General features: G+C 73.4%; 20 protein-coding genes. 10 read left to right on the top strand and 10 right to left on the bottom strand.

What is annotated here, in order from left to right:
- The first annotated feature begins 21 nt into the window (after nt 1–21).
- On the top strand, nt 22–2,286 hold the full coding sequence (locus ABD332_RS42775) for an exo-beta-d-1,3/1,6-glucosidase (protein ID WP_344509699.1): 2,265 nt from the start codon (nt 22–24) through the stop codon (nt 2,284–2,286).
- 80 nt (nt 2,287–2,366) lie between these two features.
- Here ABD332_RS42775 and ABD332_RS42770 read toward each other — a convergent pair whose 3' ends face one another.
- Nucleotides 2,367–3,026 carry a DUF6518 family protein gene (locus tag ABD332_RS42770; RefSeq protein ID WP_344509697.1) on the bottom strand — a complete coding sequence of 220 codons (660 nt, stop codon included), beginning with the start codon at nt 3,024–3,026 and terminating at the stop codon, nt 2,367–2,369.
- A 7-nt stretch (nt 3,027–3,033) separates the two neighbouring features.
- Complete coding sequence (locus ABD332_RS42765; RefSeq protein WP_344509695.1) at nt 3,034–3,654, bottom strand: TetR/AcrR family transcriptional regulator; 621 nt, start codon at nt 3,652–3,654, stop codon at nt 3,034–3,036.
- A 50-nt stretch (nt 3,655–3,704) separates the two neighbouring features.
- On the opposite strand from ABD332_RS42765, the gene ABD332_RS42760 reads away from it, so the two are divergent.
- Both ABD332_RS42760 and ABD332_RS42755 read left to right on the top strand, forming a co-directional pair.
- Complete coding sequence (locus ABD332_RS42760; protein ID WP_344509693.1) at nt 3,705–4,652, top strand: NADP-dependent oxidoreductase; 948 nt, start codon at nt 3,705–3,707, stop codon at nt 4,650–4,652.
- Nucleotides 4,653–4,809: 157 nt separating this feature from the next.
- A complete protein-coding gene (locus tag ABD332_RS42755; RefSeq protein ID WP_344509691.1) occupies nt 4,810–5,340 on the top strand; it encodes a GNAT family N-acetyltransferase in 531 nt (176 codons plus the stop codon).
- Between the two features lie 69 nt (nt 5,341–5,409).
- Here ABD332_RS42755 and ABD332_RS42750 read toward each other — a convergent pair whose 3' ends face one another.
- A complete protein-coding gene (locus ABD332_RS42750) occupies nt 5,410–6,606 on the bottom strand; it encodes a PP2C family protein-serine/threonine phosphatase (protein WP_344509689.1) in 1,197 nt (398 codons plus the stop codon).
- 68 nt (nt 6,607–6,674) lie between these two features.
- Here ABD332_RS42750 and ABD332_RS42745 point away from each other — a divergent pair, with 68 nt between their 5' ends.
- The gene (locus tag ABD332_RS42745) at nt 6,675–6,818 is read left to right on the top strand and encodes a hypothetical protein (protein WP_344509687.1); all 144 of its coding nucleotides are present in this window, start codon (nt 6,675–6,677) and stop codon (nt 6,816–6,818) included.
- A gap of 40 nt (nt 6,819–6,858) precedes the next feature.
- Here the strand turns inward: ABD332_RS42745 and ABD332_RS42740 are convergent, their stop codons facing one another.
- On the bottom strand, nt 6,859–8,571 hold the full coding sequence (locus ABD332_RS42740; protein WP_344509686.1) for an MOSC domain-containing protein: 1,713 nt from the start codon (nt 8,569–8,571) through the stop codon (nt 6,859–6,861).
- Nucleotides 8,572–8,681: 110 nt separating this feature from the next.
- Complete coding sequence (locus ABD332_RS42735) at nt 8,682–9,425, bottom strand: DUF4142 domain-containing protein (RefSeq protein WP_344509684.1); 744 nt, start codon at nt 9,423–9,425, stop codon at nt 8,682–8,684.
- A 261-nt stretch (nt 9,426–9,686) separates the two neighbouring features.
- On the opposite strand from ABD332_RS42735, the gene ABD332_RS42730 reads away from it, so the two are divergent.
- A complete protein-coding gene (locus tag ABD332_RS42730; RefSeq protein ID WP_344509682.1) occupies nt 9,687–12,470 on the top strand; it encodes a ricin-type beta-trefoil lectin domain protein in 2,784 nt (927 codons plus the stop codon).
- Nucleotides 12,471–12,609: 139 nt separating this feature from the next.
- Nucleotides 12,610–13,044 carry an SHOCT domain-containing protein gene (locus tag ABD332_RS42725; RefSeq protein ID WP_344509680.1) on the top strand — a complete coding sequence of 145 codons (435 nt, stop codon included), beginning with the start codon at nt 12,610–12,612 and terminating at the stop codon, nt 13,042–13,044.
- Between the two features lie 2 nt (nt 13,045–13,046).
- Here ABD332_RS42725 and ABD332_RS42720 read toward each other — a convergent pair whose 3' ends face one another.
- Nucleotides 13,047–13,934, bottom strand: a complete 888-nt coding sequence (locus ABD332_RS42720) for a polyphosphate kinase 2 family protein (protein ID WP_344509678.1) — start codon at nt 13,932–13,934, stop codon at nt 13,047–13,049.
- 112 nt (nt 13,935–14,046) lie between these two features.
- Between ABD332_RS42720 and ABD332_RS42715 the strand changes: the two genes are divergently transcribed.
- Together ABD332_RS42715 and ABD332_RS42710 are read left to right on the top strand one after the other, a co-directional pair.
- Nucleotides 14,047–14,634 carry a hypothetical protein gene (locus ABD332_RS42715; protein ID WP_344509676.1) on the top strand — a complete coding sequence of 196 codons (588 nt, stop codon included), beginning with the start codon at nt 14,047–14,049 and terminating at the stop codon, nt 14,632–14,634.
- A 70-nt stretch (nt 14,635–14,704) separates the two neighbouring features.
- On the top strand, nt 14,705–15,517 hold the full coding sequence (locus ABD332_RS42710) for an OmpA family protein (RefSeq protein WP_344509674.1): 813 nt from the start codon (nt 14,705–14,707) through the stop codon (nt 15,515–15,517).
- Nucleotides 15,518–15,532: 15 nt separating this feature from the next.
- Here the strand turns inward: ABD332_RS42710 and ABD332_RS42705 are convergent, their stop codons facing one another.
- A complete protein-coding gene (locus tag ABD332_RS42705; RefSeq protein ID WP_344509672.1) occupies nt 15,533–16,003 on the bottom strand; it encodes a hypothetical protein in 471 nt (156 codons plus the stop codon).
- A gap of 6 nt (nt 16,004–16,009) precedes the next feature.
- Nucleotides 16,010–16,201: a hypothetical protein gene (locus ABD332_RS42700; protein ID WP_344509670.1), complete on the bottom strand. Its 192-nt coding sequence runs from the start codon at nt 16,199–16,201 to the stop codon at nt 16,010–16,012.
- Nucleotides 16,202–16,312: 111 nt separating this feature from the next.
- Between ABD332_RS42700 and ABD332_RS42695 the strand changes: the two genes are divergently transcribed.
- Together ABD332_RS42695 and ABD332_RS42690 are read left to right on the top strand one after the other, a co-directional pair.
- Nucleotides 16,313–17,227, top strand: coding sequence for a GH25 family lysozyme (locus ABD332_RS42695; RefSeq protein WP_344509668.1), 915 nt, complete (start codon nt 16,313–16,315; stop codon nt 17,225–17,227).
- A gap of 61 nt (nt 17,228–17,288) precedes the next feature.
- Entirely contained in the window at nt 17,289–18,659 is a 1,371-nt protein-coding gene (locus ABD332_RS42690; RefSeq protein WP_344509666.1) for an FAD-dependent oxidoreductase, read from the top strand.
- A gap of 185 nt (nt 18,660–18,844) precedes the next feature.
- Here ABD332_RS42690 and ABD332_RS42685 read toward each other — a convergent pair whose 3' ends face one another.
- Together ABD332_RS42685 and ABD332_RS42680 are read right to left on the bottom strand one after the other, a co-directional pair.
- Nucleotides 18,845–19,399, bottom strand: a complete 555-nt coding sequence (locus ABD332_RS42685) for a DUF3592 domain-containing protein (RefSeq protein WP_344509664.1) — start codon at nt 19,397–19,399, stop codon at nt 18,845–18,847.
- A gap of 85 nt (nt 19,400–19,484) precedes the next feature.
- Nucleotides 19,485–20,777: a condensation domain-containing protein gene (locus tag ABD332_RS42680; RefSeq protein ID WP_344509662.1), complete on the bottom strand. Its 1,293-nt coding sequence runs from the start codon at nt 20,775–20,777 to the stop codon at nt 19,485–19,487.
- Nucleotides 20,778–21,139: the final 362 nt, after the last annotated feature.

Here is a 21,139-nt window from a genome sequence, read left to right as displayed (position 1 = left end):
GACCAGCGTGAAAGGAACTCCGTGCCAGCCCCTCTGCCCTACCTCGACCCTTCCCTCGCCGTCGCCGAGCGCGTCGCCGACCTGCTCGCCCGCATGACGCTGCCCGAGAAGGTAGGGCAGATGCTGCAGCTCAACGCGCGTGACGGCGTCCGCCACCTCGTCGAGGACATGCACGCCGGCTCGATCCTGCACGCCTCCCCGGAGCGCGTCCTGGAGGCGACAGCGCTCGTGGAGAAGACCCGCCTGCGCATCCCGCTGCTGGTCGCCGAGGACTGCATCCACGGCCACTCGTTCTGGAGCGGCGCCACGATCTTCCCGACCCAGCTCGGCATGGCCGCGTCCTGGGACCCGGAGCTCGTGGAGCGGGTCGCCCGCGTGACCGCCGTGGAGGTCGCCGCCACCGGCATCCACTGGACCTTCTCCCCCGTCCTGTGCATCGCCCGCGACCTGCGGTGGGGCCGGGTCAGCGAGACGTTCGGCGAGGACCCGTTCCTCATCGGCGAGTTCGCCTCCGCGATGGTCCGCGGCTACCAGGGCGACGGCCTGGCCGACCCGACCGCGATCCTGGCCACCGCGAAGCACTTCGCCGGCTACTCCGAGACGCAGGGCGGCCGCGACGCCAGCGAGGCCGACCTGTCGCCGCGCAAGCTGCGCTCGTGGTTCCTGCCGCCGTTCGAGCGGGTCGCCCGGGAGGGCTGCCGCACGTTCATGCTCGGGTACCAGTCGATGGACGGCGTCCCGATCACCGTCAACAGCTGGCTGCTCGACGACGTCCTGCGCGGCGAGTGGGGCTACACCGGCACCCTCGTCACCGACTGGGACAACGTCGGCCGGATGGTGTGGGAGCAGCGGGTCCACGTCGACTACGCCTCCGCTTCGGCCGCCGCCGTCAAGGCCGGCAACGACATGGTGATGACCACGCCGGGCTTCTTCGAGGGCGCCCAGGACGCGGTCACCAAGGGCATGCTCGACGAGTCGGACATCGACCAGGCCGTACGCCGGATCCTGACGCTGAAGTTCGAACTCGGCCTGTTCGAGCAGCCGCGCCACCCCGACCCGGACCGGCAGGCGGCCGTGATCGGGTGCGGCCCGCACGCCGCGGTCAACCTGGAGATCGCCCGCCGCAGCCTGGTGCTGCTGCGCAACGACGGCACGCTGCCGTTCGCCGACCCTCAACAAAAAGGGAAGACCGTCGCCGTGGTCGGGCCCAACGCCGACGACCAGCACGCGCAGCTCGGCGACTGGGCCGGCGCGTCCGGGCAGACCGAGTGGCTGCCCGACGGCCACCCGCGCGAGCTGACCCAGACCGTGCTCGACGGCGTGCGCGCCGCCGTGCCCGAGGGCTGGACCGTCACCACCGCGCGCGGCGCCGACATCCTCACCGTCGGCCCCGACCCGGAGGGCGAGTTCTTCCCCGACGGCCAGCCCCGCCCGCACGTCGTGCACCCGTGCGCGCCCGACCCGGCCATGATCGCCGAGGCGGTCGCGCTCGCCGAGACGGCCGACTACGTGGTCGCGGTCGTCGGCGACCACATCGAGCTCGTCGGCGAGGGCAAGTCGACCGCCACCCTGGAGCTCATCGGCGGGCAGGTCGCCCTGCTCGACGCGCTCGCCGCCACCGGCACGCCGCTGATCGTGGTCCTCATGAGCTCGAAGCCGCTCGTGCTGCCGCCGTCGGCGCTCAACGCGGCCGCGATCATCTTCGCGGCCAACCCGGGCATGCGCGGCGGCCAGGCGATCGGGGAGCTGCTGCTCGGCGGCATCGAGCCGACCGGCCGCCTGCCGATCTCCTTCGCCCAGCACTCCGGGCAGCAGCCGACGTACTACAACCAGGTCCGCGGCCAGCACGGCAGCCGCTACGCCGACCTGTCGCAGCGCCCGGCGTTCGCGTTCGGGCAGGGCCTGAGCTACACCACCGTCGACTACACCGACCTGCGCATCGAGCAGACCGAGGTGACCGCCGCCGACACGCTGCGTGCCACCGTGACCCTCCACAACACCGGCACCCGCCCGGCGCTGGAGACGGTGCAGGTCTACGTCAGCGACACCATCACGTCGGCGACCTGGGCGGACAAGGAGCTGAAGGCCTACACTCAGGTGCACGTGGCCCCGGGCGAGCGGCGTGACGTGACCGTCGAGCTGCCGGTCGCCTCCTGCACGTTCGTCAACGCGGCAGGTGTACGGGTGGTCGAGCCGGGCGCCTTCGAGCTGCTGGTCGGAACGTCGTCGAGGGACGAGGACCTGCTCCGCGCCGACTTCAACGTCAGCGCATCGGTGCGTGGCTGAGCCCCACGTCCGCCCGGCCTGATCCGGGAGACTTCCTGCCGCTCTGACGACAAGAAGTCTTCCGGATCACGAGGCAGGGGTCAGAAGCCGGCGACCTGGACGGACTCGACGGCGTCCCAGGCGGCGGCCGCGGCAGTACAGGCGACGACGGCGACAACGGCGAACCTCGGCCATGCCCGGGGGCCCCGGCGGCGGCCGAACATCCACACCGTGACCGCGACGCCGGCGAAGGCCTGCGCGAAGCCTTCGGCCAGGGCCATCCCGCCGAAGTCGCCGGTGACGAAGTGATCGGCGACGATCTGGATGCCGGCGCCCGCGAGAAGGCCGCAGGCCAGCCCGGCGGCGGTCGCGGCCACCGGGGGCCGGTCGGACCGCAGCAGGTGGGCGAGCGCGCCGAGCACGGCCCCGCCCACGACGGACAGCAGCAGCCAGTACGCCATCGCCGTCAGCACCGGCAGGAGGCCCTGCGCGCGCCAGCGGTCCGAGGCCAGGTTCAGGGCGTAGTAGCCGACCGTCGCCGTGGCCAGGACGACGACCGCCGCGGCGACGGCGGTGCGCATCGACCGGGCGGGGAAGGCCGCGACGAACGCGGCGTACCCCCACGCGAACCCGGTGCTGGCCGTCAGCTGCAGCACCGTCCGCAGGTCGCCGTCGAGCAGGTCCGCGGCGAACGAGGCGAACCCGAGCACGCCACCCACCGCCGACGCCCATCCGACGGCCGCGCCCCACCGCTCCCCCATGGAGCCATTATCGGGACAGCGGCAACCTGACGGGTGGCGGCAGCGGCGCCGCGACCGGGTCCGCCTGGAACGACTGGAGCATCAGGGCCGCGAACCGGCGCGACGCCGCGAGCCGCAGCTCGGGCGCGGCGGCCCGGATGCCCTCGTTCGCCATCAGGGCGAGGCTGACGTCCTCGAGGACGAAGTCCCGGCGCAGCCGGCCCGCCGCCTTCGCCCGCGCGACGAGGTCCAGCAGCAACCGCAGGGTGCGGTCGCGGTCGGCGGCGAGGCCGGCCGACGCGGGCAGCGCCGACATGAACGCCCGGGCGAAGTCGCGGTCGAGCGCGTGCAGCTCCATGAGCCGCTCGATCACGTGGCAGAAGCCGCGCCACGGGTCGGCCGCCGCCAGCCCTTCCGCCACGACCGCGGAGCACATCGTCATCTGCTCCGCGAACGCCTCGGTCAGCAGCGCCTCTTTCGTCTGGAAGTGCCGGTAGACCGTGGCGGGCCCGACCTCGGCGCGCCGGGCGATCTCGCGGATCGGCACGTCGGGCCCGTCGGCGGCGAACGCGAGGCGGGCGACGGCGAGGATGCGGCCCCGGTTGTCGCGGGCGTCCGACCGCAGCCGGGCTTTCACTTGTACCGTCACCGCTCTCACTTTAACGAAACGGACGGGGTGGTCCGTTACCGTCGGGCGGCATGCGAGCAGTGCAGTTCACCCAGTACGGGCCGCCCCACGTCGTCCACGTCACCGAGGTCGAGGCGCCACACGCGGGGCCAGGCGAGGTCCGGATCGCCGTGCGGGCCTCCGGGGTCTCGCCCGGGGAGGTGACCATCCGCTCCGGGCGCTGGCGGGACGTGGTGCCGACGACGTTCCCGTACCGGACCGGCTTCGACGCGGCGGGCGTGGTCGACGAGGTCGGGGCCGGCGTCACCGGCGTGCGGGCCGGCGACGAGGTCTTCGGCATGGTGAGCATGACGACCCGCGGCGCCAACGCCGACCACGCCGTCCTGACCGCCTGGGCGCCGAAGCCGGCCGCGTGGAGTTGGGAGGAGGCGGGCGGCGCGGCGGGCAGCGCCGAGACGGCGGTGCGGGTCCTGGACCGGCTCGCGGTCGGCGCCGGCCACACGCTCCTCGTGCAGGGCGCGGCGGGCGCGGTCGGCACCGTCGCCGTCCAGCTCGCCGCCGCCCGCGGCGCCACCGTCATCGGCACCGCGAGTGCACACAACCACGACTTCCTGCGCACCCTCGGCGCCGAGCCGGTGACGTACGGCCCGGGCCTACCCGACCGGGTCCGGACCCTGGCGCCCGGCGGTGTGGACGCGGTGTTCGACTGCGCCGGCGGGGCGCTGCCCGACCTCGTCGCCATCGCCGGGGACCCGGCCCGCGTGGTCACGATCGCCGACTTCACCGCGGCGGCCCACGGCGTCCACCTGTCGCACGGCGCCCCGGCGGACGCCACCGACGACGCCGTCGGCACCGCCGATCCCCTGGCCGTGCACGCGCTGCCGATCGCGGTCCTGGCCGCCGCCGAAGGCCGCCTGCGGGTGCCGGTCGCGGCGGCGTTCCCGCTCGCCGAGGTCGCGGCCGCCCACGAGCTGAGCGAGACCCGGCACGCCCGCGGCAAGATCGTCCTGGTCCACTGAAGACCGGCTGGCCGCCCCGTGGGGCGGCTGGTTAGGCTCCGCCGCATGTCTGCACCAGTGCGAGCCGTCGTGCTCATCAAGACCCTGCCGGGCCGGCACGACGAGACCAACCGGGCGTTCCGTGCCGGGCCGGCCGAGGTGCTGCTGCTGGCGTCCTGTGGCTGAGCCGAGCACCCGGCCCGCGGTCGTCGACGACGCGTTCGTCACGGCGGCGCACGGGATCCTCGCCGGGCTCGTCGCCGACGGAGCGGCGCTCGGGTGGGTCGAGCCGCCGGACGTGGACGAGGTGGCGGAGCTGCTCGGGCACGTAGCCGCGGCGGTGGCGGACGGGGACGGGGCGCTGCGGGCCGCGTACGACGGCGGGCGGCTCGTCGGGCTCGGCTACTGGCTGCGGTACGCCCGGCCGACCCACCGCCCGCACGCCGACCTGGAGAAACTCGCGGTCGCGGCGGACGTCCACGGGCGGGGCGTCGGGCGGGCACTGACCGCGGCCCTCATCGAGGACGCCCGCCGGGCCGGGATCGAGGTGTTGACGCTCGACGCCCGCGGCGACAACGACGGTGCGCTGCATCTCTACCGGTCGCTGGGCTTCCAGGTGTACGGGCGGCTGCCGCGCTTCGTCGCGGTCGGCAACCGCCGCTACGACAAGGTCCTGCTCATGCTGGACCTGCGGGCGGCGCCCCGGTGAGCGACCGCACGGCGCCGCTCACGCCGGACCTGAGCGCGGCGCCCGGCGTGAGCGGTCGCACGGCGCCACTCACGCCGGGCGTGCGGCCGGGGTCCAGGTGAGCACGAGGGCGGTCGCGTCGTCCTGCAGCTGGCCGTCCTGGCGGTCGAGCAGGGTCCGCACCAGCCGGCGCATCGTCTCCGCGGGGTGGAGCTGGTCGGCGAGGGCCTTGGTGACGCTCTCGACGAGGCGCTCGACGCCGAACTGCTCGCCGGCCGCGGTGCGCGCCTCGACCACACCGTCGGTGTAGAGCAGCAGCGCGTCGCCCGGCTCCAGGCGCTCCTCGGCGACGACCGGCGCCGGGTCGCCGAGGTAGCCGAGGCCGAGTGGCAGGGCGGTCGGCCCGGCCAGGGTCCGCACCAGCCGCCCGTCGCGCAGGAGCAGTTCCTCGGGGTGCCCGGCGCTGATCCTGCGATAGTCGCCGGTGGTGATGTCGAGCTCGCCGAGGACCGCGGTGACGTAGTCCGCCGGATACTGGGCATGCACCCACTTGTCCACCGACCGGTAGGTGTCGGCGAGGTCGAGCCCGCAGCGGCGGGCGTTGCGGTATGCGCTGATCGCCAGGGACGTCAGCGCGCTCGCCGCGATCCCGTGCCCGACCGCGTCGAAGACGGCGACGTGCAGCACCTCGTCGTTGATGGCGTAGTCGAAGGCGTCGCCGCCGACGTCATAGCAGGGCTCCAGGATCGCCGCGACCGCCGCGCTCGTGGTGGCGAACGTCAGCGGCGGCAGCTGGTTCCAGATGATCTCGGCGGCCAGCTGCATCGGCAGGCGCCGCCGGGTGCGCTCCAGGGCGTCGCCGTAGGTCCTGCGGGTCGCGACGATGCCGGCGAACGCGGCCGCGATGACCCGCAGCTCCTGGACGTCGACGTCGGTGTCCGGCCCCAGGTGGGCGGCGAGGACCCCGAGCCGGTCCGCGCCGCTGACGACGGGCACCCAGATCCGCTCGTCGGCGGCCGGGCCGGCACCGTCCGGGGCACGCACCGGCTCCCCGCCGGTGTACGCACGGCCGGCGAGCGTGCCGTCGATGCGCACCGGCTCACCGGGGGCGCTCCGCCCGCGCGGCAGCGGCAGGAGCTCCAGCTGCCCGTAGTCGACCAGATACAGCTCGACGTCCAGCGCGCCGAGCGCCACCGCGACCCGCGACGCTACCGCCGGCAGGTCCTCGGGCCGGGCATGGTGCAGCGCGTCGACCAGGTCGTGCACCGCCTGCATCGTCCGCGTCACCCTGTCCACCCCGGTCCTGTTGTGCCCACCCGATGGTGCTGCAGCATCGCCGAAACACCAAACGCGGCGTGACCGGCCACCTCTTCGCCGCCGAGCAGCACGCCGCCGCGGAGTGGAGCCGGCTCGACGCCCCGCGGCACCGGCTCGACATCGCGTTCGCCGCCGCGACCCGGGTCGGCACCGTCTCGGCGGGACGTCGACGGACCCCCTGACGTGAGGCCGGTCACCACCCGGCGCCCGGCCTTCGCCCGTTCAGATGTCGAGGACCACGTCGGTCAGCGGGCGGGCGCAGCAGATGAGCACGATGCCGCCGGCGGGCGGGTCAACGGGCTCCGGATTCGAGGCGAAATCGCCGGACAGCAGGCCGGTCTCGCACGTGTGGCAGACGCCGGTCCGGCAGGACCAGCGGACCGGGACGCGGCAGGTCTCGGCGAGGTCCAGGAGGGTGCCGTCGCTGCCGGTCCAGCCCGCGGTGACGCCGCTGCGCGCGAACGTGACGGATGGGCCGGGGCCCGGGCGTGACCGGGGCGGTCCGGCCACGGATGTGCGTACACCTGGCGTCACCGCTGCAAGAGCGGTGAACTGCTCCCGGTGGATGTCGGCGACGCCGGCGGCGGTCAGGGCGGTCGTGACGTCGTCCATGAACCCGGCCGGCCCGCAGACGTAGGCGACCGCCGACGGCGGCAGGTCCAGCCCGCGCAGGACGGTCGCGTCGAGGCGGCCTTCCCGCGCGCCGCCGAGCAGGTCCTGCGGGCGGGGGCGGCTGTAGCAGATCACCTCGCGCGCCGACGGCAGCGCGCCGAGCAGCGCGTGGGCCTCGGCGGCGAACGCGTGGGCGGCGCCGTCCCGGCTGCCGTGCAGCCACCAGACGGGGCGGTCGGCGCGGCGGGCGGCGAGGTCGTGGAGCATGGCGAGCAGCGGGGTGGCGCCGATCCCCGCGGAGACGAGCAGCACCGGACGGTCCGACCGGTCGAGGGTGAACGTGCCGCGGGGTGCGGCGGTGTCGACGGTGGCACCGGCCCGCGCGTGGTCGCGGAGGTAGCGGCCGCCGGCGCCGTCGGGCTCGAGTTTCACGCTGATGCGGTACGAGGGTCTGCCCGGCTCCCCGGACAGCGAGTAGCTGCGCACCAGGCCGGGCGCCAGGCGCAGGGTGAGGAACTGGCCGGCTTCCGCGGCGGGCAGCGGGCTCCCGTCGGGCGCCTCCAGCCGCAGCGACAGGACGTCGGCGGTCTCGCGCTCGACGCCGGCGAGCCGCAGCGGGCGGAACCCGGGCCAGGCCGGCGGCGGCGCGACCGCGGCGAGGCCCGCGTTGCCTTCGCCGCCGGGCTGGTCGAGCAGGGCGCGCAGGGAGTCCTTCCAGCCGGGGCTGAGCGCCTCGATCCGCAGTGCCCGGGCGGCGGTGGCCCGGTCGTGGCCGGGCAGGTAGAGCAGCGCGTCGGCCGCCGCGACGGTGATGCTCTCCGGGCCGTCGGCGACCTTCACGATGTCGTCGCCGGCGCGGACCTCGCCCTCGGCGATGACCCGCAGGTAGAAGCCGGGGCGGTGATGCGCGACGAGCAGGGCCGGCAGCTGGGGCTCGCCGAGGCGCAGCCCGACCCGATAGCAGGTGACCCGCGGCTGGGTCACCTCGACGACGGCGCTCCCGACGCGGAACCTGTCCCCCACGCACACCCCGTCGTCGGGCAGTCCGTCGACGGTGAAGTTCTCGCCGAAGATGCCGGGCGTCAGGTCGTCGCGCCGGAGGTGTTCGCTCCAGTACCGGTATGAGGCGAGCTGGTAGACCAGGACGGCCCGCTGCTCGCCGCCGTGGCCCGCGAGGTCGCCCTGGCCGTCGCCGTCGAGGTTGAGCCGGCGCAGCATGACGGGCCCGTCGACCGGCGCCTTCCAGACGCCGGTGTGCACGGTGCGGCCCTGCCACTCGACGTCCTTGGGCAGGCCGACGTTCACGGACACCAGCGTCGCCACGGGACCGACGCTAGCGGCCCCACCACCCGGCGACACCTCCCAAGGGGGTGACGCTCAGCCTCGACCCCTCAGCCTCGACCGCTCAGCCTCGACCGCTCAGCCTCGACCGCTCAGCCCGCCGACGCGGGAAGCACCGGCCCTCCGGGCACCGCCGGCCCGACCGGCACCGCGGACCCGGCAGGCACCGTAGGCCCAACGGGCACGGTCGGCACCACGGGCACCGTAGGAATTACCGGCATTGTTGGATTTACGGGGACCGTCGGCACAGCGGGCACGGTCGGCACCGCGGGAACCGTCGGCGCCGGGGTCGCGGACGTCGCGGCGCAGTCCAGGTCGGTGAGGGCGTCGGCGATCGCCTTCCGGTGGTCGCGCACGGTCGGCAGCATCGTGCCGGCCAGCGAGCGCAGCTCCGGGTTGGTGCCGGTCTGGGCCTCCCGCTCGAACACGCCGACCGCCGCGACGTGGTCGAAGTACTCCACCATCGCGTACGTGCAGTCCAGCGCCGGCCCGGTCATCGACGAGAGCGCGGCGAACACGACCCGCTGCTCCGCGTCGAGCTGCTCAGGCACGGTCAGGCCCAGGCCGACCGCGAGGCCGCGCAGCGAGTTGCCGACCACGGTGTGGTCGACGATCATCCGGCTGCCGAACGCCCGGATCGTCGCGTCCTGGGCGTTGATGCTGGCGTGCCGGCCGGCCGCGATCTCGAACGCGCCGCCGCGCCCCGCTGCCGTGGCGAACGCGCGGTCCTGCTCGGAAACGGCCGGCGGGGCCGCGAACGCGGAGGAGGTGGCGCCGGCGCCGGCGAGCGCGGTGCCGACCGCGAGGGACAGGGCGGCGCGAAGACGGAACCGCATGGCGCGACCTCCGGATCTTGAGGGGTTGTCACTGCCTACGGTTTCCAGCGCTCCCGGGCCGCTAACGCGGGCTTCGGGTGCAAAGCGGTCGCCTTCTGTAGCGAGGCCACAAACTTTTGCTGAGAACGTCGAAAGGTATGGACATGTCGATGGGAACTGCCTAATCTTCCGGCGAGGTGGTCCAGTCGTCGGCGTCGATAGGCCCGCCTGCTTCGCGTCCCGACCGCCATCGAGACGCTTCCAACCCCCTCAGGAGGAAGCATGGTGCGCAGGTTCCTCACCGCCGCCACTGTCGCCGCTACCGTTGCCGCCATCGGAGTCTGGGCCGCGCCCGCCAGCGCGATCCCCGCGCAGGAGCCCGGGGTGACCCTGCGCGTCTACGACGTACAGACCCCGCTCAGCGCCCTCTGCACCCTCAAGACCGGCCAGACCCCCAACGTCGACAAGCTGATGCCGACGATCAACTGGACCACCCCGGCCGACTTCGGATTCGACAACCTCTTCGTCTCGCAGGTCATCGCCAACGTCAACATCGCCACCGCCGGCAGCTACACGTTCCGGCTCAGCAGCGACGACGGCTCGCGCCTGGCGATCGACGGCGCCACCGTCATCAACCACGACGGCCTGCACGGCGCGACGCCGCCGAAGGAAGGCACCGTCACCCTCACCACCGGCTACCACGCGCTGCGCATCGACCACTTCGAGCGCGACGGCGGGCAGCAGATCACCCTCGAGTGGAAGACGCCCGGCTCGTCGGCGTTCGTGCTCGTGCCCAACTCGGTGCTCAGCACCGACGCCGGCGTCGTGCGGGTGACCGCGCCCGGCCGCAAGGAGTGCGAGGGCGCCGGCGACTCCCCCGGCGACGGCCTGCCGCTGACCTCGGTGCACCCCGGGTTCACGCTGACGAACCTGCGCCCGAGCGGCTTCGAGCCGAAGGTCACCGGCATGGACTGGCTGCCCGACGGGCGCCTCGTCATCTGCACCTGGGGCGGCAACGACCAGTCCGGCACGTCGCAGGCCGGCGAGGTCTGGATCCTCGGCAACACCGGCGGCGCGACCAGCCCGGGCAACGTCACCAGGAAGAAGATCGCCGGCAACCTGAAGGAGCCGATGGGGCTCAAGGTCGTCGACGGCATCGTGTACGTCAGCGAGAAGGGCAAGCTGACCGCGCTCGTCGACACCACGGGCGACGAGGTCGCCGACCAGTACAACACCGTCGCCACCTGGCCGTTCAGCGGCGCGTTCCACGAGTTCGCGTTCGGCCTGCTGTACCGCGACGGCTACTTCTACCTGAGCCTGTCGGTGCCGATCGACTACGGCGGCGCGAGCACCGTCCCGCAGCCCGTGGCCAACCGTGGCACGTCCATCAAGGTGAACAAGGCGACCGGCGCCGTGGAGTACGTCGCCGGCGGCCTGCGCACGCCGCACGGCATCGGCTGGGGCCCGGAGAACGGCCTGTTCGTCACCGACAACCAGGGCGGCTGGCTGCCCTCGTCGAAGCTGGTGCAGATCAAGCCCGGCCGCTTCTTCAACCACTACAACACCCCCGCCGGCCCGTTCGACTACAACGCCGTCACGCCGCCGGTGCTGTACATGCCGCAGAACGAGATCGCGAACTCGCCGAGCACCCCGATCGTCATGCCCACCGGCGTGTACGCGGGCCAGCTGCTCATCGGTGACGTCACGTACGGCGGCCTGCAGCGCGCGTACCTGGAGAAGGTCAACGGCGAGTACCAGGGCGCGCTCTTCCGCATGACGCAGGGCCTGGAGGCCGGCATCTCCGAGGTGAACATCGGCCCTGACGGCGCGATCTACCTCGGCGGGCTCGGCGCCGGCGGCAACTGGGGCCAGTCCGGCAAGCTCCTGTTCGGCCTGCAGAAGCTGACCCCGAACGGCACCGCCGTGTTCGACATGCTCGCGATGCGGGCCACCGCCGCCGGGTTCGAGATCGAGTACACCCAGCCGCTGTCGGCGGCGACCGCGACGGATCTCGTCTCGAAGTACAAGTTCGAGCAGTGGCGGTACGAGCCGACCGCCGCCTACGGCGGCCCGAAGGTCGACGAGGAGAACCTGACCGTCACCGCCGCGACCCTGTCCGCGGACGGCAAGAAGGTCTCGCTGACCGTGTCGGGGCGCAAGCCGGGCCGGGTCGTGCACATGCGGTCGCCGCGTCCGTTCAGCTCGAGCAGCGGGCTGTCGCTGTGGAACACCGAGGCGTGGTACACGCTGAACTCCATCCCGGGCGGCGCCACCGTCGCCAACCTGGCGCTGAACGCGGCCGCGACCGCGGACAGCTCCTGCATCGCGGCGGAGAGCCCGGCGAAGGCCGTCAACGGCACCGTCTCCGGCGGCACCGCCGACAAGTGGTGCTCCAACAGCGCGAACAAGTGGCTGCAGGTCGACCTCGGCGCCGCCAAGTCGGTCGGCCAGATCGTCGTCCGGCACGCCGGCGCGGGCCGGGAGAACGTCGCGAACAGCAGCAACTTCAACCTGCTGACCAGCACCGACGGCACCACGTGGACGACCCGCGCGACCGTCACCGGCAACACGGCGAACATCACGACGCACAACTTCGCCGCGGTCTCCGCCCGGTACGTGCGGTTCACCACCACCGACGCCTACGCCCGCGTGTACGAGCTGGAGGTGTACTCGCAGACCGGCACGACGGCCGGCCCGATCACGGGTATCGCCGGCAAGTGCCTGGACATCGACAACGCCGGCACCGCCGACGGCACGAAGATCCAGCTGTGGACCTGCAACGGCACCACCGCGCAGCGCTGGAGCCGGGTCGGCAACACGTACCAGGCGCTCGGCAAGTGCCTCGACGTCGACAACGCCGGCACCGCCAACGGCACCAAGGTCCAGCTGTGGACCTGCAACGGCACCGGCTCCCAGGTCTGGATGCCGCAGGCGAACGGCTCGATCCTGAACCCGCAGTCCGGCAAGGTCCTCGACGCCCTCGGCGGCGCCTCCGCCGACGGCACGCAGATCCACATCTGGGAATACGCGAACGTCGCCAGCCAGCGATGGGTGGTCCCGGCCTGATCGCGGCCTGATCGCGCAGGGGGCCGCGGTCGCGCCGCGGCCCCCGTTCACCCTCCGAGGGCGATGGACTCTCCCCCCGATCGGCTCACGCTGAAGGGGACCGGGACTCACCCGGGTGAGAGGCCTTCGGAGGTAGGCAATGGACGTCTCGTTCGGCGAAGTCGTGCTGTCGACCCTGTGGTTCATGCTCGTCTTCGCCTGGATCTGGCTGATGGTCAGCATCATCACCGATCTCTTCCGGGATCCGACCGTGTCCGGCTGGGGCAAGGCGGCCTGGACGGTGTTCCTGATCGTGCTGCCGTGGATCGGCGCACTGACCTACCTGATCGCCCGGGGTCGGTCGATGAACGAGCGGGCCGTGCAGCGCGCGCAGCAGCACGAGGCCCAGTTCCGGCAGTACGTGCGTGAGGCCGCTGCTGAGACTCCCACGACACCACGGGTCGCCTCCAGCGCCGATGAGCTCGCGAAGCTCGCCGACCTGCGGCAGCGCGGCGTGCTGACCGACCGCGAGTACGAGCGGGCCAAGGCGTCGCTGCTCGGCTCCAACGGCGCCGCCGCACGCCAGACGGCCTGATCTCATCCCTCTTCCAACGCGCCGCGGACTTCCTGGAGTTCGCGGCGCGCCTGCGTGTCCAGGACCGGGTACTGCGGGTTGATCCCGTCCAGCGCGTTGACGATGACCGCCGCGGCGGCGATGCGGGAGAACCACTTGTGGTCGGCCGGGATCACGTGCCACGGCGCGTGCTCGGTGCTGGTGTGGGTCAGCATGTCGGCGTAGGCCTGCTGGTACCGGCGCCAGAACCCGCGCTCGTGGAGGTCGGCGGCGGAGAACTTCCAGTTCTTCTCGGGGCGGTCGATGCGGGCGAGCAGCCGCTTGCGCTGCTCCTCCTTGGACACGTTGAGGAACAGCTTCACGATCTGGAAGCCGTTGTCGGTGAGGTGCCGCTCGAAGTTGTTGATGGCCTGGAACCGGCGCCGCCACACCGAGCCGTTGCGGGCCCGCGGCGGCAGCCGCTGGCGGTCGAGCAGCTCGGGGTGCACCCGCACCACGAGGACCTCCTCGTAGTGCGACCGGTTGAAGATGGCGATCTCGCCGCGGGCCGGGAGGCGGGTCGCGTACCGCCACAGGAAGTCGTGGTCGAGCTCCTCCGCGGACGGCACCTTGAAGCTGTGCACCCGCACGCCCTGCGGATTGACGCCGCTCATCACGTGCCGGATCGTGCCGTCCTTGCCGGCCGCGTCGAGCGCCTGCAGCACCACGAGCAGCCCGTTGGTGTGCTGCGCGGCGAGCCGCGACTGGAAGTCGGCGAGCATGGCCACGCCGCGCTGCAACAGTTCGGTCCCGGCCGCCTTGTCGATGAGGTCGCCGGTGTACCCCGGATCGAAGTCCTTCGGCAGGCGCACCTTCGAGCCGGGACGGACCCGCAGCGGGGCGATGAGTTCGGCGATGCGGTCGTGCGGCATGGTGCTCACCTCTCGTCAGAGCGCCGTTCGTACCCATGGCCGAGCCCGCCAACCGCCCGGAGACGCCGATCGCCCGCGCGCCTCACCCGGGAAGTGGCATAGTGTCGTCTCCGTGCAACGGGGACTCGCACCGCTCGCGCTCGCCGTCCTGCTGGCCGCGGCGGGCTGCTCGGCATCGGGCACCGCCGACTCGGCAAGCCAGGTGACGCCGTCGGCCCCCCGGCCGGCCCAGAGCCGGTTCGTCGCCGCCTGCGCCGCCCCGGTCTCCTCCGCCGCTGCCGCCCCGTCCTCGTCCGCCGTCCCGTCTGCTGTCCCTTCCGCTTCGGCCTCCCTGGATCCCGAGGAGCAGTTCCGGCTCAACGACCAGGCCAACAACGCGTTCCGGCAGCGCCGCGCGCTGCCTCCGCAGTACATGGCGGCGCTGCAACCGTGCGTGGAGCAGGTCAAGGCGGGACTGGCCCGGCTGCGCGCCGAGGGCCGCTTCGACGGTCCGTCGATCGAGGGAGTGCTGACCGGCGCCGGCCTGGCCGAGGTGGAGAGCCGTAAGCCCGGCCGGCTGGACGCCAACGCCGGCGGTGGGCTGCTGTTCTGCGGCAACTCCGGCCTCGGGTACGTCTTCGGCGAGCACGGCCCGCCCCGCACCACCGTCGACGCGGGCGGCGGCATCGCCGACGGCGGATGCCTCCCGGCACCCGACTGAGTGACGCGCGGGGTGTCGGCTACCCGCAGGTGACGAGCGTCGCCCCTCCCGGCTGCCTACGCTCCGCGCCATGAGACCTGCCCGGCGTCACACCGCCGCCGCCATGCTCCTGCCGGCCACCGCCGCCGGCGTGCTGCTGCTCGCCGGCGCGCTGCTCGCCGGCTGCGACTCCGGCGGCGCACCGGCCGCGAGCCCCACCACCGGCACGGCCGCACCCGCGTCCACCGAGGACACCGCGTCCTCCGCCGCCGAGGACCCGCCCGCGTCGCTGCCGCCGGGCGCCCAGCCGGGCCTCGACGACTACGACGGCGACGGCCAGAAGGACCCGACCTGCGCGACCCAGGACTTCGGCGCCGGCCTCGTCCTGCGCATCCCGTGCCAGATCGGCAACGCCCACGACCCGGAGAACGACACCCGTCTCGTGAAGGACTCCCTGTACCGCCTGCCCGGCCCCGACGTCGACCTCACCGGCGTCTCCGGCTCGATCCTGGAGGCCCGCACCCCCGAAGGCGTCCACGTCTACATCGTCACCTTCAACAGCGACGCCCTCTTCGCCACCGGCAGCGCCGACATCGGCAGCACCGACACCCTCGACAACACCATCAAGGTCATCAACAAGCTCTACCCGAACGGCACGATCCAGGTCCGCGGCCACACCGACGCCACCGGCTCAGCCTCCGCCAACCAGACCCTCTCCCAGCGCCGCGCCGAGACGGTCCGCGCGTACCTCACCAGCCACGGCGTCACGGCCGCGTCGGTCACCGCCGCCGGCCTCGGCAGCACCCAGCCCCTCGTCGAGGAGAAGAACACCGACGGCTCCGCGAGCACGGCCGGCCGTGCCTTCAACCGCCGCGTCGAGCTCGTCATCCGCCTCCCGAAGTAGCCCGGACCGCCCGCTTCAGTTCCAGCCGGGCGCGAACCGTCGCATCACCGCGTTGCGCGTCAGGTCGGGGTGCTCCGCGACCAGGCGCGCGTACGCGGTGTCCACGAACCTGGTGCACGCCGCGACCAGCTCGCCGGCATCCGCGTCCACCCGCCACGACTTCATCGACGACGTCAGCACGACCCTTCCACCCTCGGGCACGACGTGGATGACCTCCTCGTGCTCCGTGTAGCCGAACGCCGACGGTGCGCCCGCCTTGACCTGGCTCACAACCCCGGTCAGCCCGAGGCACAGATCCACCAGCGTGATCCAACGGCCTTTCCAGATGACCTCGACGCCATCCACCGTGAACTCGACGTGGACCAGGAAGAGCCTGTACCGCAGGTCGGTGTCCGTGAGCGACGCGGCGTCACGGCCACGGACCCGCTCCCACGTCACGGACCCCGGCGACGCCGGCCCGGGAACCTCGAAGCACATGCTGATCATTTGCGGTCAGATCCGTGCGTTGGCCTGGAGCGCCAGTTCCTCGGCCAGCATGGCGAGGAGGCTCTGGGAGAACGCGCTGTCGAGGTCTGGGGTGACGAGGGTGACGAGCGTCAGCCCGGCGGTGACCAGCGTGGCCCGGTAGGGATCGAACCGGTACCCCTTGCCCTGCACGAACAGCGAGTCGTGCCCGGTGATCATTGCCCGTACCAGCCAGTTGTCACTCCGACTCAATAGCACATCGCGGCGTGGCGGGGCGGGCGTGGATCGGCTCGGCGGGCCGGGTGGGCGGGGGCGGGGCACACTGGAGCGGTGACGAAGGCTCCGGGGACGGTGTGGCGTCTGACCCGTGCGACCGTCGCGGGCCTCGTGCCGGCGTCGCGGCGCCTGTGGCGGGCCGCGGCCGGGTTCACCCGGCGGCACCCGCGGGGCGTGGCGGCCTGGTCGCTGCTGGTGACCGCGCCGGTGTGGGCGGTCGCGTCGGCGCCGTTGCTGCCGCTCCCGCCGGCGGACCCGCCCGTGCTGGCGGCGGTCGCGGCGATCCAGGCGGAGCGGCCGGTGGGGTACCCGGTCGGCGGGATCGACATCTCCAGCCACGACCACCGGCAGTTCGGCATCCACTGGCCGACCGAGGTCGCGGCCGGCAGCGCGTTCGTGTACATCAAGGCGACCGAGGGCAGCACGTACGTCAACCCGCACTTCGCGGCGGACTACACGGCGGCGCGGCGGGCCGGGCGGTACGTCGGCGCCTACGTGTACGCGCGGCCGGACCGGGGTGACCCCGTCGGGCAGGCCGAGCACTTCCTGCGGCACGCCCGGTTCACCCGCGACGCGCGGACGCTGGTGCCGTTCGTCGACCTGGAGTGGCCGTACGCGGGGGTGCGCACCGACGCCTGCTACGGGCTCACGCCGGCGCAGATGCGGGCCTGGATCCACGCGTTCGTCGACCGGATCGAACGGGGCGTCGGCCGCAAGCCGATGATCTACACGAACACCAACTGGTGGAACCCGTGCACGGGCAACGACGCGTCGTTCGGCGACCATCCGCTGGACATCGCCGGGTACACCGCGAAGCCGCCGAAACTGCCCGCCGGCTGGACGACGTTCGCGCTGTGGCAGTACCGGCCAGGGGACCCGGACGAGCGGCACAGCCATGACCGTGACGTCGTCAACGGCGAGCCCTCGGCGCTGCGGGCCCTCGCCTGGCCGCCCCCGCCGGGAGCCTGAGCGCCGCAGACCGCAACCACGGAGACGACATCGACCGTGTGTGATCCATAGGCTGCTGGGCGTGACAGGGGACACGACGGCGGTCGTCATCGGGGCCAGCATCGGCGGGCTGCTCGCCGCGCGGGTGCTCCGCGAGCACTTCGGCCGGGTCGTGGTGCTCGACCGCGACACGCTCGGCGCGGCACCGGCGCACCGCCGCTGCGTGCCGCAGGACCATCAGCTGCACGTCCTGCTGGCCCGCGGGCGCACCGCGCTGGAGGAGCTGTTCCCCGGGCTGTCCGCGCAGCTGCGCGACGCCGGGGCGCCGATGGTCGACCTGCACGGGCAGGTCCACTGGTACAACGACGGATACCTGATGCGGCGGGCGCCCTCGGACCTGGTCGCCGCCGGGGTCGGCCGGCCGCTGCTGGAGCACACCATCCGCGAGCGGGTCCTCGCGCTGCCCGGCGTGCGGCTGGTGGCGCGGACCGACGTGACCGGCCTGGTGCTGTCCGCCGACGGCAGCGCCGTGACCGGGGTCCACCTGAGCACCGGCGGCACGCTGGCCGCGGACCTCGTCGTCGATGCCGGCGGCCGGGCGTCGCGCGGGCCGCTGTGGCTGTCGGCGGCCGGCTTCCCGGTGCCGGCCGAGGAGCGGGTGCAGGTCGACGTCACGTACGTGACGCGGCGGTACGAGTACCAGCCCGAGCACCTCGACGGGATGTCCGGGGTGCTGACCAACGCGGTGCCCGGCGCGCCGCGGTCCGGCATCGCCGCGACGCAGGAGGACGGGCTCGTCGCCGTCGCGCTCAACGGCATGCTCGGCGAGCGCCCGCCGACCGACGACGCCGGGATGGCCGCGTTCGCCGACAGCCTCGCCGCGCCGCACCTGGCGACGATCATCCGGTGCGCGGTGCCGGCCGGCGATCCGGTGACGATGCGCTATCCGGCCAGCGTCCGGCGCCGGTACGAGCGGCTGCGGCGCTTCCCGGAGGGCTACCTCGTCGTCGCCGACGCGCTGTGCAGCTTCAACCCGATCTACGGCCAGGGCATGACGGTCGCGGCGCTGGAGGCGCTCCTGCTGCGGCGCCTGCTCAACACCTCCGGCGGCCGCACCACCGGGCTCGCGCGGCGGTTCTTCCGGCAGGCCGCCCGCATCGTCGACGGACCGTGGTCGATCGCGGTCGGCACCGACCTGCGCTTCGCCGAGGTCCCAGGGCGGCGGACGCTCAAGGTCCGGTTCGTCAACGCGTTCGTGCACCGGCTGCACCGGGCGGCGACCCGCGATGCGAACCTCGGTGCCGCGTTCCTGCGGGTGCTCAACCTCGTCGCGCCGCCGACGTCGCTGCTCACCCCCGGCACGATCCTGCGGGTGGTGTTCGGCGCTCGCGGCACGATCAGCCGGCCACGCACCCCGGCACCGGTCGCGGCGGAGCCCGCCGTCCGCGCCTGACGTCCATCCGGTGCCGGTCCGCACGACCCCTGCAGTCGTTGCCGCTGACGAGGGGCCGTGGCGCGTGGCTGCCGGTCGCCTGGTCGTGCGCCGCCGTCGTGGCCGGCGATAGCTTGGGCTGGCCGGTGTCGGAGACGACGGCGGGCAGGAAAGCGACAGGCGGTCGCGGTCGTACGCCGCCGTCGTTAGAACAGCAGCCCCGCGGCGACGTCGACGGCGACGTGGGCCGCGGCGTCGTCGGCGATGCGGTGCCGCTGCTGGGCGTGCTCCCAGTCGATGACGGCGAACGCCGGGTCGGCCGGGTCTACGCGGACGGGCAGCACGGCGCCGGGCCTGACGGTCCGGCGCAGCCGCTGCGGGACGACCTGCCGGACGACGGCGGTCGCGGCGCCGCCGGGGACCGGGACGGCGAGGGTGATGCGGGCGACCGGGTCGTCGTTCTCGGCGTTGGTCACGTTGTGGGCGGCGGTGACGGTGGCGAGGCAGGGCGTGCCGGTCCGCAGCACGCGCCGCTGCCGGGCGAAGCGCCGCGCGCCGATGACGAACAGCGGCACCCCGACGGCGAACAGCACGACGGTGACCCCGGCGACCGCCGCGGCCGCGATCAGGTCGTCGCTGGTGGGCGCGGCGGGCAGCGTGACGAAGAGGAGGGCGGAGACGCCCGCGGTGACGAAGGCGACGAGCGTCAGGATGCAACCGGTGAGCCGCGCGAGGCCGGCGCCGGAGTTCAGGCTTGACATGCGGACCAGGATGCGGGCGGCGGCGGGGGCCGGTCAGTCGTGGCAGGACCAGGCGAGTTGTGGTGTCCGCACCACAACGCCCAGGTCAGGGCCCTACTGCCGCAATGCCGACAGCGCCCGCGGCCCGGTCCCCGGCGCGGGACGCCACCGATTCCATCTCGTGCAGGATTCTGGCGGCGTCGGACGGGGCGAGGAAGTGGCTGTCGACGTACATCGTCAGCTCCAGCACTTCATCGGACCCGTCGACGTTGAGGAAGAAGCCGGACTGCGGGTCGTCGTGCGCGCTGACCCACGCGAACTCGCCGTCCGGGCCGGCCGGCGGCGTGACGGGCCGCAGCGAGCCGCCGAACCGGCGGTCGTTGTAGTTCACGTCCAGGTCCACCCCGGCGCCCCGGTCGGCGGCGACGGCGGCGATGCGGGCCTCGAGGTCGCGCCGGTCGTAGTACGCGTACTTGTACGCCGCCATCGCCGCGCCGCGGGCCCTGCGCACGACGGTCCCGAGGTCGCCGGTCGTGTCGAGGACGCACAGGCCGTTCTGCGACACGGGGCTGACGCTGCCGTCGAGCTCGGCGCGGAAGCGGTTGCTCGCCATCAGCCGCAGCGGCAGCACGACCACGCCGGTCACCGCCGCGAACGCCGTCGCGAACACGGCCAGCAGCACGGCGGCCGTGTCGGTGCCGTGCTCCTCCGCCACGGCGAGCAGCGCCGCCGGGAGCGCCGTCGTGCGGTAGACGCCCTGGTGGTAGCGGGGGCTGCGCACGTCCCGCGACGGCGCCACGACGGGCACGGGGATCTCCCGCAGCCGCGTCTCCCAGTGGCGTAGGGCGGCCTGGTTGTGTCGGCGCGCCGCCGGGAGCGCCTGCTGGCGTGCCTGTTCGAGCGGTGCGGCGCCCCGCACGGGCAGCGGGGTGCGGGCGGCGGTCTCGGCCATCATCACGACCGCGCCCGCGCCGTCGAAGACCAGGTGCGACATGACCAGGACCGCATGGGTGCACCGGTCCCCCTCGACGACGGCCGCCATCCGCACCGGCCACCCGTGCTCGTAGTCGAAGGGCGTCGTCCGAAACCGCTGGGCGACGGATTCCGCGTCGCCGTCGACGACCTCCAGGTCGATCGTGCCGCTTTCGTGCACCACCTGCCGCGGCAATCCATCGGCGGTTGGAATGAAGCGGGTGCGCATCGACTGGTAGCGCCCCATGAGGTAGGCGAGCTCACCGGCGACGTCCTCGACCGTCGCGCCGGGCGGCAACGGCCGCGCCCCGCCCATCGCGAACGACCGCCCGAGCCGGCGCATCTTCAGCCACACGTCGAGCTGGCCCCACGACAGTTCTCCGCTCCCGGACCCCTCCCCGGCGAACGGCACCACCACCGCATCCATGGCGGTCACTCTAAGGGAGCCGGCGCCGCTTGTACGGCTGTCGCGTTTGCAGGTTGTGTGCAGTCGCGCCGTCGCCGTCGCCGTCGCCGTCGCCTGGCACTGGGAGCGGGGAGCAGCGCCCGGTGCGGGGAGCGGGGAGCAGGGAGCGGCGCCTGGCGAGGGGCACGGGCGTGGGCGCGGGGTACGGGTGCGGGGCACCGGCGCGAGGTACGGGGCACGGGGCACAGGCGCGAGGCACAGGCGCGAGGCACAGGCGCGAGGCACAGGCGCGAGGCACAGGCGCGAGGCACAGGCGCGAGGCACAGGCGCGAGGCACAGGCGCGAGGCACAGGCGCGAGGCACAGGCGCGAGGCACAGGCGCG

Source organism: Dactylosporangium maewongense (genome assembly GCF_039531485.1).
GTDB classification, from domain to species: Bacteria; Actinomycetota; Actinomycetes; order Mycobacteriales; family Micromonosporaceae; genus Dactylosporangium; species Dactylosporangium maewongense.
This window is presented reverse-complemented; position numbering and strand designations above follow the sequence as displayed.